Raw genomic sequence first — 14,005 nt, 5'->3', positions numbered from 1 at the left:
CATCTGGTGGAGGGGGTAGGATTCGAACCTACGTAGGCATAGCCAACAGATTTACAGTCTGCCTCCTTTAGCCGCTCGGACACCCCTCCTCGAACCCAATATTCTGACTCCAAATGGAGTTTCTGTCAATATCTCTAAACGCTTTGCACAAGTAAAAACGCCCAGACCTAAGAGGGTCTGGGCGTCGCATTGGTGCCCGGCAGTTACCTACTTTCACACGGGTAATCCGCACTATCATCGGCGTAAAGTCGTTTCACTGTCCTGTTCGGGATGGGAAGGAGTGGTTCCAACTTGCTATGGTCACCGGGCGTAGAGGGTCGAGTTGCTGAATAAATCAACAACTCTATTTGAGTAAGCATGTAATAAGGATGCAGATTAAATCTGGCAAACATCCAACACAATAGTGCTGGTTATAGGATCAAGCCTAACGGGCAATTAGTATCGGTTAGCTTAATGCATTACTGCACTTCCACACCCGACCTATCAACGTTGTGGTCTTCAACGACCCTTTATGTAGGTTAAACCTACGGGAGATCTCATCTTCAGGCAAGTTTCCCGCTTAGATGCTTTCAGCGGTTATCTCTTCCATTCATAGCTACCCTGCGATGCTTCTGGCGAAACAACAGGTACACCAGCGGAATGTCCACTCCGGTCCTCTCGTACTAGGAGCAGCCCCCGTCAAATCTCCAACGCCCATGGCAGATAGGGACCAAACTGTCTCACGACGTTTTAAACCCAGCTCACGTACCTCTTTAAATGGCGAACAGCCATACCCTTGGGACCGGCTACAGCCCCAGGATGAGATGAGCCGACATCGAGGTGCCAAACACCGCCGTCGATATGAACTCTTGGGCGGTATCAGCCTGTTATCCCCAGAGTACCTTTTATCCGTTGAGCGATGGCCCTTCCATACAGAACCACCGGATCACTATGACCTGCTTTCGCACCTGCTCGACTTGTCGGTCTCGCAGTTAAGCACGCTTTTGCCATTGCACTTTAGGTACGATGTCCGACCGTACCAAGCGTACCTTCGTACTCCTCCGTTACACTTTGGGAGGAGACCGCCCCAGTCAAACTGCCTACCATGCACTGTTCCCGACCCGGATAACGGGCCAAGGTTAGAACCTCAAATAAATCAGGGTGGTATTTCAAGGTTGGCTCCAACAGAACTAGCATCCTGTTATCAACGCCTCCCACCTATCCTACACAGACCGATTCAAAGTCCAATGCAAAGCTACAGTAAAGGTTCATGGGGTCTTTCCGTCTAGCCACGGGTAGATTGCATCATCACAAACATTTCAACTTCGCTGAGTCTCAGGAGGAGACAGTGTGGCCATCGTTACGCCATTCGTGCAGGTCGGAACTTACCCGACAAGGAATTTCGCTACCTTAGGACCGTTATAGTTACGGCCGCCGTTTACTGGGACTTCAATCAAGAGCTTGCACCCCATCATTTAATCTTCCAGCACCGGGCAGGCGTCACACCCTATACGTCCACTTTCGTGTTTGCAGAGTGCTGTGTTTTTATTAAACAGTCGCAGCCACCTTTTTATTGCAACCCTTTCGTCCTCCCCTTGTACAGGGTCAAACTACCAGGGCGTACCTTATCCCGAAGTTACGGTACAAATTTGCCGAGTTCCTTCTCCTGAGTTCTCTCAAGCGCCTTAGAATACTCATCTCGCCCACCTGTGTCGGTTTGCGGTACGGTCTTGTTAGACTGAAGCTTAGAGGCTTTTCTTGGAACCACTTCCAATTGCTTCGCGAATAAATTCGCTCGTCTCACGCCCTTGAATTACGCTACCGGATTTACCTAATAGCCATCTCCAACGTAAGAACCGGGACTTCCAACACCCGGACAACTTTCCGCGATCCGTCCCCCCATCGCATCTAACAATGGTCAAGGAATATTAACCTTGTTCCCATCAGCTACGCATCTCTGCCTCGCCTTAGGGGCCGACTCACCCTGTTCCGATGAACGTTGAACAGGAAACCTTGGGCTTACGGCGAGGGGGCTTTTCACCCCCTTTATCGCTACTCATGTCAGCATTCGCACTTCTGATACCTCCAGCATCCTTTACAAGACACCTTCACAGGCTTACAGAACGCTCTCCTACCATCACATTGCTGTGATCCGCAGCTTCGGTTATATGCTTAGCCCCGTTACATCTTCCGCGCAGGACGACTCGATCAGTGAGCTATTACGCTTTCTTTAAAGGATGGCTGCTTCTAAGCCAACCTCCTGACTGTTTTAGCCTTCCCACTTCGTTTCCCACTTAGCATATATTAGGGACCTTAGCTGGCGGTCTGGGTTGTTTCCCTCTTGACACCGGACGTTAGCACCCGATGTCTGTCTCCCGTGCTTGCACTTGTAGGTATTCGGAGTTTGCTATGGCGCAGTAATCCGCAATGGACCCCACTACCATGACAGTGCTCTACCCCCTACAGTGATACACGAGGCACTACCTAAATAGTTTTCGGAGAGAACCAGCTATTTCCAGTTTTGTTTAGCCTTTCACCCCTATCCACAGCTCATCCCCTAACTTTTCAACGTTAGTGGGTTCGGTCCTCCAGTACGTGTTACCGCACCTTCAACCTGGCCATGGATAGATCAACTGGTTTCGGGTCTACACCCAGCAACTAGCGCCCTATTCGGACTCGCTTTCGCTACGCCTTCCCTATTCGGTTAAGCTTGCTACTGAATGTAAGTCGCTGACCCATTATACAAAAGGTACGCAGTCACCCCTTACGAGGCTCCTACTGTTTGTATGCACACAATTTCAGGATCTATTTCACTCCCCTCCCGGGGTTCTTTTCGCCTTTCCCTCACGGTACTTGTTCACTATCGGTCGATTACGAGTATTTAGCCTTGGAGGATGGTCCCCCCATATTCAGACAGGATTTCACGTGTCCCGCCCTACTTGTCTCTAGCCTAGTACCACTCAATAATTTTCACATACGGGACTATCACCCTTTATTGTTGGACTTTCCATTCCATTCTGTTAATTACTGAGATATCACTAGAAGGCTCTTCCCATTTCGCTCGCCACTACTCTGGGAATCTCGGTTGATGTCTTTTCCTCTTGCTACTTAGATGTTTCAGTTCACAAGGTTCGCTTCTCATACCCTATGTATTCAGGTATGGATACCACAAAAGTGGTGGGTTTCCCCATTCAGAAATCCCCGGATCAAAGCTTATTTACCAGCTCCCCGGGGCTTATCGCAGGTTATAACGTCTTTCGTCGCCTGTAATCGCCAAGGCATCCATCATGTGCACTTATTCACTTGATCCTATAACGAGCACCATTGCTAGTACCTGTTACAGGTTTACTTCTACTTCTGACATGTTTGCCGTAATCCAAACTATAAGTACTTTGTTAAGAACTTGGTAAAACTCGTTTGTATTACTGATTGATGATTCAATCTTTACCCTTATTACATTGTCAAATGTCCTCTCAAAGAAACATTTGACACTTTGCTTACTCAAATTTTTAAAGAACAGCCATAAATGGCAAAACTAAACAATTGTTTAATCGCTTAGTTTTGACATTTAGATGATGGTGGAGGATGACGGGATCGAACCGACGACCCCCTGCTTGCAAAGCAGGTGCTCTCCCAGCTGAGCTAATCCCCCAACGTCCCACTAAGTCTTGTTTCTGGCTGGTGGTGGGTCTGGTAGGACTTGAACCTACGACCCCTGCGTTATCAACACAGTGCTCTAACCAGCTGAGCTACAGACCCGTGGCTTTTATTGTCAACCGATAAGTGTGGGTACTAGGATTCAGCATCTTTTCTCTAGAAAGGAGGTGATCCAGCCGCACCTTCCGATACGGCTACCTTGTTACGACTTTACCCCAGTCATGAACCCTGCCGTGGCAGTCGCCCTCCTTGCGGTTAGGCTAACGGCTTCTGGCAAAACCCACTCCCATGGTATGACGGGCGGTGTGTACAAGACCCGGGAACGTATTCACCGCGACATTCTGATCCGCGATTACTAGCGATTCCAGCTTCACGTAGTCGAGTTGCAGACTACGATCCGGACTACGATGCATTTTCTGAGATTAGCTCCCCCTCGCGGGTTGGCAACCCTCTGTATGCACCATTGTATGACGTGTGAAGCCCTACCCATAAGGGCCATGAGGACTTGACGTCATCCCCACCTTCCTCCGGTTTGTCACCGGCAGTCTCTTTAGAGTGCTCTTGCGTAGCAACTAAAGACAAGGGTTGCGCTCGTTGCGGGACTTAACCCAACATCTCACGACACGAGCTGACGACAGCCATGCAGCACCTGTGTTCACTTTCTCTTACGAGCACCTAATGTATCTCTACTTCGTTAGTGACATGTCAAGGGTAGGTAAGGTTTTTCGCGTTGCATCGAATTAATCCACATCATCCACCGCTTGTGCGGGTCCCCGTCAATTCCTTTGAGTTTTAATCTTGCGACCGTACTCCCCAGGCGGCTGACTTCACGCGTTAGCTACGTTACTCAGGATGTAAATCCCGAACAACTAGTCAGCATCGTTTAGGGCGTGGACTACCAGGGTATCTAATCCTGTTTGCTCCCCACGCTTTCGTGCATGAGCGTCAGTGTTATCCCAGGGGGCTGCCTTCGCCATTGGTATTCCTCCACATATCTACGCATTTCACTGCTACACGTGGAATTCTACCCCCCTCTGACACACTCTAGCTATACAGTCACAGGCGCCATTCCCAGGTTAAGCCCGGGGATTTCACGCCTGTCTTGTATAACCGCCTGCGCACGCTTTACGCCCAGTAATTCCGATTAACGCTCGCACCCTACGTATTACCGCGGCTGCTGGCACGTAGTTAGCCGGTGCTTATTCTTCAGGTACCGTCATTCCCGGACTGTGTTAGAGCCGGTGTTTCTTCCCTGACAAAAGAGCTTTACAACCCGAAGGCCTTCTTCACTCACGCGGCATTGCTGGATCAGGGTTTCCCCCATTGTCCAAAATTCCCCACTGCTGCCTCCCGTAGGAGTCTGGGCCGTGTCTCAGTCCCAGTGTGGCTGATCGTCCTCTCAGACCAGCTACTGATCGTCGCCTTGGTGGGCTTTTACCCCACCAACAAGCTAATCAGGCATCGGCCGCTCTAATCGCGCGAGGTCTTTCGATCCCCCGCTTTCCCCCTCAGGGCGTATGCGGTATTAGCACAGCTTTCGCTGCGTTATCCCCCACGATAAGGTACGTTCCGATGTATTACTCACCCGTTCGCCACTCGCCACCAGGTGCAAGCACCCGTGCTGCCGTTCGACTTGCATGTGTAAGGCATGCCGCCAGCGTTCAATCTGAGCCAGGATCAAACTCTTCAGTTCAATTCCTGTGATCCTTGCGGATCGTCGCACTCATTCAAGAAATTGACTTGGTAATAAAACCAAATCTTTTTACTGTCTATGAGTACTATTTATTTACATCTGTCCCGAAGGACTGGATGCTTTCACTTAGTACCCACAATTATCGGTTGACTAATTTTTAAAGAGGGCTGACTTGTTTTTCGTATTTCGTAAAACATTCAGCAGAGAGGTGAGACTATATCCCACATTTTTAGGGTCGTCAACACCTTTCGTACTCTTTTACTTAAAAAAGGCTAAGTTTTTTCTTACTTTAAAAATATAGTCAATTAAAACAATGGGTTATATTTCGAAAAAAATTTCAACTTTTTTTCGAAATTTCCTATTTTTTAAGGTTTAGCCCTAAACAAACCAAAAATTACGCTGTTTTTTGACGCTGATTTGGCCTATTTGCAACAAACTTAGGGAAAACCCTGTAATTTTTAGCTATCCCTGCTAAAATATTGCTATGCACAATAAATTAGCGAATAGTCACTTACCTTCAAGCCCTTATATGGCTCGACAGGCTGTACCCGTTCGCGAACTTCACGCTGGATATAGACAGGAAATATTGAATCATTTACTACAACTAAATGATGAAGATAGGCGGCTACGGTTTGGCACCCAGACTCCTGATGAGGTGATTCGTCACTATGTAGAGGGTCTTGATTTCAATCGGGATGTCATTTTTGGTGTTTTCAATTTAGATCTGAAGCTAGTTGGTATGGCCCATCTAGCCTATTTGCCTGAGCATAAGGGTGAGGCGCGAGCTGCTGAATTTGGTGTGTCTGTGTTACCAGAAGGGCGCTCCCAGGGCCTGGGCACAGCGTTGTTACAACGCTCAGCCGTTCACTCACGCAATACAAACATTGAAACCCTTTACGTTCATTGTCTTGCCAATAACAAAGCCATGATGCATTTGGCTCAAAAGGCAGGGATGACCGTTGAATACGCCTATGGCGATGCTGATGCTTGCCTTAAGTTGCCCCCGGCAAATCCCGCAACTATTGTGGAAGAGGCTGCCAATGCGCAGTGGGCTGGCATGGACTACGCCCTAAAAGAAAACCTCAAACGCTCTAATCAGGCCTGGTGGTGGCTCTTAGGAAGACCCGGTCTAACGCCTTAACTTCTAGCCTTAATTTTTGTTGGGTGCGCCACGCAATATCCAACTAGTTAATGTAGATAAATCTGCATCACTCAATTTTGAGTTGGCCGGCATAGGCACAACGCCCCAAGAACCTGACCCCCCTCTAGCAATTTTATTTTTTAAAAATGCTAGAGCATTGGGGTCGCTCTTATATTTTTCTGCCACCGCTTGAAAACTAGGACCAACAATTTTTTTATTGATTGCATGGCAGCCCAAGCAAGCATTTTGTTTTGCAAGTGCGAATGCATTCTCGTCTTGAATATTGGCTTGCGCAGTAGGCAAGAAATAAGCGAGCACTGTAAATAAAAAAACTATTTTTACAATCGCTCGCTTTTTAAACATCACCAACCTACGAAAAAATTATTGAAATTTTGAAGGACTGCTTGCTTGAGTTTGATCTGCTTTGCCTATAGCTTCTAAGCGCATTTTTTCTTCTTCAGAAATAATGTCAAAGTAAACAAAAACCTCTTTAACGCCATTGATATTGCTCGCAACTTTCTTTGCAATATCGGCTTCGTTTTGCGTCAAAATACCCATAAGATATACGTTGCTACCTTCAGCCACAATAGCCATGGAGTTTGATGGCAATTTATCAGTAAAGATCATTTGTGTTTTGATCTTAGACTCGAGATAAGAATCGTTTGCGCGTGATGTGTAGCTACTGTTTGGGCCAATGACCAGCTCATTAAAGACAGAACGGGCATTCTTCATCGCTTTTACATAAGCGCCTGCCTCACCCTTAATATCAGCATCTTTCACTTCGCCAGTGATCAATACTTTTTGATTAAACGAAGTCACGTTAATGTGCGCGTTATCACCAAATCGCTTTGCTAGCGCATTCTCTGCCTCCAACTCAATGCCTTTATCAGTAGCTTGCACGCCTGGCGTGCGACGATCTGCGAGCACTGTTACTCCGGCCACTACCCCACCAACAGCAACTACCGCGCATGCTGAAAGTTGTGAGGCAATGAGGGTGACGAGAAACAGTCTTCTAAAGAATGAGATTTTCATTTAGGTAATTTCTGTATTGAAGTAATAATGATTTTTAGTCGAGTAACACGTGATCTACGCCATCGCATAAGGCATGCAGCAAAACCAAATGTGTTTCTTGAATGCGAGCGGTTCGCGTAGATGGCGCACACAAGTGAACATCATCTTTATCTAATAGTTGTGCAATCTTGCCACCACCATTACCAGTGAATGCGATGATTTTCATACCAAGATTTTTGGCAGCCTCAATGGCTTTAATCACGTTTTTTGAATTCCCTGAGGTTGAGATACCCAACAGAATGTCACCTTTTTTCCCGAGACCGCGAACTTGCTTACTAAAAATCTCATCGTAGCTATAGTCATTTCCAATGGCCGTAAGAATTGAAGTGTCGGTCGTCAAAGCAATTGCAGCCAACTCTTGGCGCTCCCTTTCAAAACGACCAACGAGCTCTGCTGCAAAGTGCTGCGCATCGGCTGCAGAACCGCCATTGCCACAGGCCATGATCTTACCGCCGGTACGCAAACAATCCACCATCGCCAGTACGCCCCTAGCAACAGATTCGGGGAGCAGTTTTTCAGCCTCTTGTTTTACGGCAATGCTATCCAGAAAATGCTGGGAGGCACGCTGACGCAAACGTTCGTTGATATCTTTTTCCATAACAATATTATGCGCCAAAGATGTCCTAATCTCAGTAGCAATCAGCTTATCCCAAAAGCAACGTATCCTCTTACTAATTGTTTAACTTTTTGCAGGCAACCCCCATGGAATTTAGCTCTTTCGATTTTTTAAAGCAGCAGGACTTGCCTGCTGGGGCTTTGTACATGGTTGCGACACCTATCGGCAATTTGGGTGACATTACTTTGCGGGCCCTGCATGTTCTCAATTCAGTCGATGGGATCGCCTGTGAGGACACTAGACATAGCGCGGCATTACTCCAACAATTTGGCATTCATAAAAAATGTTTAGCGTTGCACGAACACAATGAAATTGGCGGCGCTCAAACAGTCATACAACACCTCTTAAATAATGAGCGCTGGGCCTATATTTCAGATGCCGGAACCCCTGGAGTCTCGGACCCAGGGGCAAAGCTGGTAAATGAGGTTCAAAAAGCAGGGCTAAGAGTAATTCCCATTCCGGGCGCAAGCGCTGTATCAAGCGCCATCTCAGCAGCCGGCTCAGTGATGCATCACTCGGAAGGACGCTTTCAGTTTTTAGGTTTTTGGCCCAATAAAACTAAAGAGCGTGATGCACTGCTGCACGATATCTCCATCAGCAAAAAGGCAAGCATCTTTTTCGAGTCTCCGCACCACATTAAAGAAACGCTTGCATTGCTTGCAAAAAATTTAGAGGCTGATCGTCAGCTTTTAGTCTGCCGTGAGTTAACCAAAAAATTTGAGCAACTAGTGCCACTTCAAGCGCAAGACGTTACTCACTGGCTAGAGGTGGCACAGAGCCTTAAGGGTGAATTTGTCATCGTGGTTGCAGGGCGATCAGCCAATAGCGATGAGACTCCAGAGCATTCAGCTCTCTTGTTGTGGGCTAATGCGCTGAGCCCTTATATGGGGAGCAAAGAAATTGCTGCCGTTCTTTCGCAAACTTTAGGCCTCACAAAAAAAGAAGCCTATCAAGTTGCCTTAGATGCAAAGAGTGAATAAATGAAAATAAAAAAGCTGGCACAAGGCCAGCTCTTCAATATGCGCCGAGGACTTATTTGGTGCTAGCTGCAGGAGCTGCAGGCTCACTAGCATCTTTAAAATTCAATTGCGCCACTGGCTTAATAATTTGATCAGCAGATGCAGATGAATCTGCGCGCTTGCCATTGTTCACAAACACCATTAACAACAAAATGATGATGAGTGGCACGAAAAAACTTGCGAACACCATGATGATGAGTTGTTTTGGGGACTTAATTAGACTTCCGTGCTCGTTGCTCATAAGAATTTATCGTTTGACGGGTTTCAGGGTTGTTTTGTCGAGATTATAACTAGAGAGAAGGGTTATAGACACTTACAATAGAGGGGTAACCAGTTTTTCCACTAGCGCCCGTAGCTCAGTGGATAGAGTATTGGCCTCCGAAGCCAAGGGTCGCAGGTTCGATTCCTGCCGGGCGCACCATAAAGCCATAGCGATAAGCCTTGATTCTATTGAGGTTAATGGGATTTGATGCCTTTTCACTCATCTTTTCTTTTGTCTGTGTGACAAATCTGTGCCCAACTCTGTGACAGATAATTTGGCACAGAATCGCTGTTGAGTGCTAGCCTAGTTCAGTCTCTGTGTCATTTTTAGTCCCTGGCTTCTGGGGTTCTAGCAAATCAGTGATCTTGCAACCAAAATACTCACACAAGATATCGAGCACCTCTAGCTCAATTCGCTCCACCTTCTCGTAATACATGCGCGTAAGCGTGCCCCGGTTCACACCAGTATCTCTCACTACATCCGAGATCTTCTTCTTGTGCTCTCCAAGCATCCGAGCCAGATAAATGCGCAAAATAATCTCCTAAAGGTCATTATGTAGCTTAAATGATACAAAAATACTTGCAATAGATCATAATAGGTATATAATGATCTACAGAAGATCACTTTTAGTCTTCATGACTACAAAATGATCATTTGATTGTAATGATTTTAAAGGAGTTTTACCGCCATGAACAATACCTACCTAACAACCGAAGAGCTATCGGCTCGCATCAAATATGACCCCCGCACGATTCGGGATCAACTCAAGGATTCTGTCTTATTAGAGGGTCGCCACTATTTCCGCCCATTTGGGGGTCGCAAGATTCTCTACATCTGGGAGAACGTGGAGCAAGACATGTTTAAAGCCATGGCTGCAATCTCGGCGATTCCAATGACTCAAGGAGATGCCCTTTATGCCTAATATCCGCGTAAGAAAAGAAACGGGGTTGCTGTACTTTGACTTTCAATACCTCAAGGTACGGTGCCGCGAGCAGTCTCTATTAGAGGACTCCAAGCCCAATCGCAAAAAGATGCAAAAGGTCTTAGATGAAATCCTAGGCAAGATTAAAAGCCATACCTTTTCCTATAGAGACTACTTTCCAAGCAGCAAACAGTTGCTGGCTATTGAATTACTTGAAAACGGATCGCCTCCAGAACCAATGCCAGTAGGGATCGACCCATATTTTAAGACTCAACCAGCCCCCATTTCAGCCCTCCCTGCGCAAGTTCAGGCTAACGGTCCTTTATTTTCCGACTTTGCCAATCAGTGGTATTCAGAGATGGAAGTAGGGTGGAAGCGTTCGCATAGAACGACTACCCGCGGTGTTCTAGATAGCTCCCTGATTCCTCAATTTGGCCCTAGACCCGTAAACGAGATCAAAAAGGGCGACATTCTGGCTTTTCGCTCCTCTTTAGCAAAGTTACCCGGAATTAAGAACAAAGAGAGCCTTTCTGCTTCACGTATTAACCACATCATGACCCCGCTGCGGATGATATTGACAGAGGCTGCCGACCGCTATGAATTTGCCCCGGCCTTTATCAATATCAAACCTTTAAGAGTGGGCAAGACCGATGTGCAGCCGTTCACGATACAAGAAGTCCAAGACATTCTTCGCACAGTTCGAGCTGACTTTCGCAATTACTATATCGTTCGCTTCTTTACGGGGACCCGTACTGGTGAGATCGATGGCCTCAAATGGCAGTACGTCGATTTTGAGCGCCGCACGATTTCCATAAAAGAGACGATTGTTAACGATTACGAGGAAACTCCCAAAACCGGAGAATCTGAGCGCGACATCCAAATGTCTCAGATGGTCTTTGATGCGCTTTTGGCGCAACACAAAGTGACCGGGCAGGGCGTCTATGTTTTTGCAACCAGCGCGGGAACGCCCATTTCTCATCGCAATATTTCTAAGCGAGTTTGGTATCCGCTATTGAGATTATTGGGCCTGAAAAAAAGAGTGCCGTATCAAACTCGCCATACCTATGCCACCCTCATGTTGGCTTCTGGCGAGGCGCCCGAATGGATAGCTCGGCAAATGGGACACACCACCACAGAGATGCTCTTTCGGGTGTACTCCCGATTCATTCCAAACTTAACGCGCCAGGACGGAAGTGCCTTTGAAAGACTCATGGCAGCGCAGATGCAAGACCAACCGCATCCCATTATTAACCCTGATGTAGTAAATGAAGTAAGTAACCACTCAGGCATAAATCCAAACAGCATTGGAGTGAACCGTTTGCCGAAAACTCAGAGTCGGGCAACTAAAGAAATTGAGCAAGCAACACAATTACCCGAGCCTCAGCCAATAAACCAGCCCAAGCTACCTCTTTCTGCCCCTGTGAATTTGCCAAATCAGCCACCCAAAACCCGGCTAAATCCAAGTACCGATGCTGCGCTCATCGCCAACCCTTGGCTAGAAATTGCCAAACATTCCGGTCTTTCTATGCCCCCTAAAGCTGACCCAACCCTACCCTCAGATCACCCAGCGGGAGACCTTTTATGAAGCTGCCAAGCCTGCCCGAGCAACCTAAAAAATACCATCGGCTGGATGATGTTTCATCATCGCTGATACCAACCCCCATACAAACCTATGATGTTCAGGGTCTCCAAAATCAGATCACGTTTACGGATGCCTCACTTCTGCCCAGGGTCATGCGTATCGTCAAAATCACCATAGCGCCCAATAGTGCCACTAATGAATATCGCCACCAAGCAGTGCTTTATGCCCAAGGGGTGCATATTGCGGTCGAGTGGTTCGCCCGGCAAAGGTACGACCAGCTCACCTGCAATGGTTTGGTCACCATTGCTTATAAGGGAATTAAACCAGTCTCAATAGATGGTCACCTGCAAATTATTCGACTGTGCCGCCTTGATCGCCCCGATACGAGCTACAACCTTTTTGAAACCGCCCCTCCTAATTGGTTCATCAATAAAGATATTTTGAGCAGAGCAATACAGGCCTGGGAGCAACTGGACGATAAAAACCAGCATTTACTCAACGCCATTTGTTTTGAAGGGGACTTTTTTAAGCGCTTTTGTACTGGGCCAAGCTCAGTAGGTCACCATCACAGCCATCTCAACGGCAATTTGGAGCACACCTTAGAGGTGGTCAACTTCATTTCAGACAATATCGCCAGATACCAAACCGCCAATTTAGAGCTTGCCCTCATCTATGGATGGCTGCATGACGTTGGCAAGGCGGATGAATATCAGCCCTGCAAGGCTGGAGACCGAGAATTTAAGTTAACGCCTTCTGCCTTTCTACACGGCCATAAGCTTAACGGATTGCATCTGGTGATTAAGGCCCAAGCCAGACATGTGCCCCTATATCCAGAAATGACTTTTGATCATTTGCGGCACCTACTAGAGCCCCATCCAAATTCAACAATGCCAGATACGAGAAAACCGCAGATGCTAGAGCACTTAATCGTTCAGCAAGCAGATGTCGCTTCGGCAGCAGCCAATGTTTATGCCGCAGCTCATCGTCCTGGGTGCTCATTTGGGATTGCGCCTGAGTCCAAAAATGGAAAAGGGGTAAATTTTCGGTATGAGTAGGTAATACCCCCACCCCTTAACCTGGCTTAAAAGTAGAATTTCTAAGTTGTTTGATTTAAAGGAAATTCTATGAAAACCTCCCGCTTTACCGATAGCCAAATCATGGGCATCCTCAAGCAAGCCGAGGCTGGCATGCCAGCCCCAGAGCTATGCCGTGAACACGGCATTAGCATTGCTAGCTTTTACAAGTGGCGCGCCAAGTATGGCGGTATGGATGCCTCACTAATGTCTCGCGTTAAAGAACTTGAAGCTGAGAACGCCCGCTTAAAGAAGATGTATGCGGAGGTTCAGCTCCAAGCTGATGTCCTTAAAGAAGTCTTACAAAAAAAGTAACTCGGCCATCTCGTAGGCGCGAGATGGCCAGCCAACAAGTTCACAGTGGCCGAATGAGTATCCGTTTAGCTTGCGATACCTTTGTCATTAGTCAGACTTGCTATCGCTATCACCCGAAGCTATCGACCGACAATGCCCTCATTGCCGATTGGCTGGTACGCCTCACCCAAAATCAACGGAACTGGGGTTTTGGGCTTTGCTTCTTGTACTTACGTAACGTCAAAGGCTTTACCTGGAACCATAAGCGGGTCTATCGCATCTACCGGGAGTTAGAGCTTAACTTACGCATCAAGCCCCATAAACGCTTGATACGCGAGAAGCCTGTGCCATTGGTAGTACCTGAAGGCATCAATCAAACCTGGTCAATCGACTTCATGCATGACCAGTTGCACGACGGCAGATCTATCCGCTTATTTAATGTGATTGATGACTTTAATCGGGAAGCCTTAGCCATCGATATTGATTTTTCTATGCCAGCAGCCAGAGTGGTTCGCTCACTCGATCAAGTGATTGAGTGGCGTGGAAAGCCCCTCAAGATACGCTGTGATAACGTACTAAATGCAAGAACTTTTTCCAGCGATAGGCAAAGCCATACCGTAACTGCAATTTGCAGTTAAAAAAATCAAACTTACTACTTGTCTATACCCAAACGGTCACTTCCACAAATAAATCAGG

At 47.2% G+C, this 14,005-nt stretch carries 10 protein-coding genes, 4 tRNA genes, 3 rRNA genes and 1 pseudogene; 7 read left to right on the top strand and 11 right to left on the bottom strand.

Annotated features, from left to right (window positions below):
- Window positions 1-4 precede the first annotated feature (4 nt).
- From ICN40_RS00090 to ICN40_RS00065, 6 genes are all read right to left on the bottom strand, one after another.
- A tRNA-Tyr gene (locus tag ICN40_RS00090) sits at window positions 5-89 on the bottom strand.
- Window positions 90-194: 105 nt separating this feature from the next.
- Window positions 195-308: ribosomal RNA gene (gene rrf, locus ICN40_RS00085) — 5S ribosomal RNA — on the bottom strand.
- Window positions 309-414: 106 nt separating this feature from the next.
- Window positions 415-3,288, bottom strand: a 23S ribosomal RNA gene (locus tag ICN40_RS00080).
- Window positions 3,289-3,555: 267 nt separating this feature from the next.
- A tRNA-Ala gene (locus ICN40_RS00075) sits at window positions 3,556-3,631 on the bottom strand.
- A gap of 30 nt (window positions 3,632-3,661) precedes the next feature.
- A tRNA-Ile gene (locus tag ICN40_RS00070) sits at window positions 3,662-3,738 on the bottom strand.
- A gap of 58 nt (window positions 3,739-3,796) precedes the next feature.
- Window positions 3,797-5,329 (bottom strand): 16S ribosomal RNA (locus tag ICN40_RS00065).
- The 16S, 23S and 5S rRNA genes sit together here with 3 tRNA genes alongside, the layout of an rRNA operon.
- A 484-nt stretch (window positions 5,330-5,813) precedes the next feature.
- Between ICN40_RS00065 and ICN40_RS00060 the strand changes: the two genes are divergently transcribed.
- On the top strand, window positions 5,814-6,470 hold the full coding sequence (locus ICN40_RS00060; protein WP_216241207.1) for a GNAT family N-acetyltransferase: 657 nt from the start codon (window positions 5,814-5,816) through the stop codon (window positions 6,468-6,470).
- A gap of 9 nt (window positions 6,471-6,479) precedes the next feature.
- On the opposite strand, the gene ICN40_RS00055 is transcribed toward ICN40_RS00060, so the two are convergent.
- Genes ICN40_RS00055 through ICN40_RS00045 form a run of 3 tightly spaced genes read right to left on the bottom strand, consistent with a single transcriptional unit; the run spans window position 6,480 to window position 8,139 of the window.
- Window positions 6,480-6,833: a c-type cytochrome gene (locus ICN40_RS00055; protein WP_216241205.1), complete on the bottom strand. Its 354-nt coding sequence runs from the start codon at window positions 6,831-6,833 to the stop codon at window positions 6,480-6,482.
- An 18-nt stretch (window positions 6,834-6,851) separates the two neighbouring features.
- Window positions 6,852-7,502: a BON domain-containing protein gene (locus ICN40_RS00050; RefSeq protein WP_216241203.1), complete on the bottom strand. Its 651-nt coding sequence runs from the start codon at window positions 7,500-7,502 to the stop codon at window positions 6,852-6,854.
- Window positions 7,503-7,536: 34 nt separating this feature from the next.
- The gene (locus tag ICN40_RS00045) at window positions 7,537-8,139 is read right to left on the bottom strand and encodes a phosphoheptose isomerase (protein ID WP_216241201.1); all 603 of its coding nucleotides are present in this window, start codon (window positions 8,137-8,139) and stop codon (window positions 7,537-7,539) included.
- A 104-nt stretch (window positions 8,140-8,243) separates the two neighbouring features.
- Here ICN40_RS00045 and rsmI point away from each other — a divergent pair, with 104 nt between their 5' ends.
- Entirely contained in the window at window positions 8,244-9,137 is an 894-nt protein-coding gene (rsmI, locus tag ICN40_RS00040) for a 16S rRNA (cytidine(1402)-2'-O)-methyltransferase (RefSeq protein WP_216241199.1), read from the top strand.
- Window positions 9,138-9,189: 52 nt separating this feature from the next.
- Here rsmI and ICN40_RS00035 read toward each other — a convergent pair whose 3' ends face one another.
- On the bottom strand, window positions 9,190-9,417 hold the full coding sequence (locus ICN40_RS00035; protein WP_255561055.1) for a hypothetical protein: 228 nt from the start codon (window positions 9,415-9,417) through the stop codon (window positions 9,190-9,192).
- 104 nt (window positions 9,418-9,521) lie between these two features.
- Here ICN40_RS00035 and ICN40_RS00030 point away from each other — a divergent pair.
- A tRNA-Arg gene (locus ICN40_RS00030) sits at window positions 9,522-9,597 on the top strand.
- Between the two features lie 139 nt (window positions 9,598-9,736).
- Here ICN40_RS00030 and ICN40_RS00025 read toward each other — a convergent pair.
- Window positions 9,737-9,970 (bottom strand): helix-turn-helix transcriptional regulator, encoded by a 234-nt coding sequence (locus ICN40_RS00025; RefSeq protein WP_255539899.1) that lies wholly within the window; start codon window positions 9,968-9,970, stop codon window positions 9,737-9,739.
- Window positions 9,971-10,126: 156 nt separating this feature from the next.
- On the opposite strand from ICN40_RS00025, the gene ICN40_RS00020 reads away from it, so the two are divergent.
- From ICN40_RS00020 to ICN40_RS00005, 4 genes and pseudogenes are all read left to right on the top strand, one after another.
- Window positions 10,127-10,360, top strand: coding sequence for a hypothetical protein (locus tag ICN40_RS00020; protein WP_071538486.1), 234 nt, complete (start codon window positions 10,127-10,129; stop codon window positions 10,358-10,360).
- Window positions 10,353-11,945, top strand: coding sequence for an Arm DNA-binding domain-containing protein (locus tag ICN40_RS00015; protein WP_216241197.1), 1,593 nt, complete (start codon window positions 10,353-10,355; stop codon window positions 11,943-11,945). Before ICN40_RS00020 ends, ICN40_RS00015 begins: the two co-directional genes overlap by 8 nt.
- Window positions 11,942-12,997 carry an HD domain-containing protein gene (locus tag ICN40_RS00010; RefSeq protein ID WP_216241195.1) on the top strand — a complete coding sequence of 352 codons (1,056 nt, stop codon included), beginning with the start codon at window positions 11,942-11,944 and terminating at the stop codon, window positions 12,995-12,997. The genes ICN40_RS00015 and ICN40_RS00010 overlap by 4 nt, the downstream gene beginning before the upstream one ends.
- 69 nt (window positions 12,998-13,066) lie before the next feature.
- Window positions 13,067-13,881 (top strand): annotated as a pseudogene (locus ICN40_RS00005) (IS3 family transposase); the annotation flags it as partial.
- Between the last annotated feature and the right edge of the window lie 124 nt (window positions 13,882-14,005).

The sequence above is a fragment of the Polynucleobacter sp. Fuers-14 genome (assembly GCF_018882045.1).
Taxonomy (GTDB): domain Bacteria; phylum Pseudomonadota; class Gammaproteobacteria; order Burkholderiales; family Burkholderiaceae; genus Polynucleobacter.
This window is presented reverse-complemented; position numbering and strand designations above follow the sequence as displayed.

Excerpts from the sequence above, each read along its gene's own strand:
- ICN40_RS00045 (WP_216241201.1), bottom strand. The coding sequence starts at position 8,139 with ATGGAAAAAGATATCAACGAACGTTTGCGTCAGCGTGCCTCCCAGCAT.
- ICN40_RS00020 (WP_071538486.1), top strand. The coding sequence starts at position 10,127 with ATGAACAATACCTACCTAACAACCGAAGAGCTATCGGCTCGCATCAAA.
- ICN40_RS00010 (WP_216241195.1), top strand. The coding sequence starts at position 11,942 with ATGAAGCTGCCAAGCCTGCCCGAGCAACCTAAAAAATACCATCGGCTG.
- ICN40_RS00015 (WP_216241197.1), top strand. The coding sequence starts at position 10,353 with ATGCCTAATATCCGCGTAAGAAAAGAAACGGGGTTGCTGTACTTTGAC.
- ICN40_RS00050 (WP_216241203.1), bottom strand. The coding sequence starts at position 7,502 with ATGAAAATCTCATTCTTTAGAAGACTGTTTCTCGTCACCCTCATTGCC.
- ICN40_RS00060 (WP_216241207.1), top strand. The coding sequence starts at position 5,814 with ATGCACAATAAATTAGCGAATAGTCACTTACCTTCAAGCCCTTATATG.
- rsmI (WP_216241199.1), top strand. The coding sequence starts at position 8,244 with ATGGAATTTAGCTCTTTCGATTTTTTAAAGCAGCAGGACTTGCCTGCT.
- ICN40_RS00035 (WP_255561055.1), bottom strand. The coding sequence starts at position 9,417 with ATGAGCAACGAGCACGGAAGTCTAATTAAGTCCCCAAAACAACTCATC.
- ICN40_RS00055 (WP_216241205.1), bottom strand. The coding sequence starts at position 6,833 with ATGTTTAAAAAGCGAGCGATTGTAAAAATAGTTTTTTTATTTACAGTG.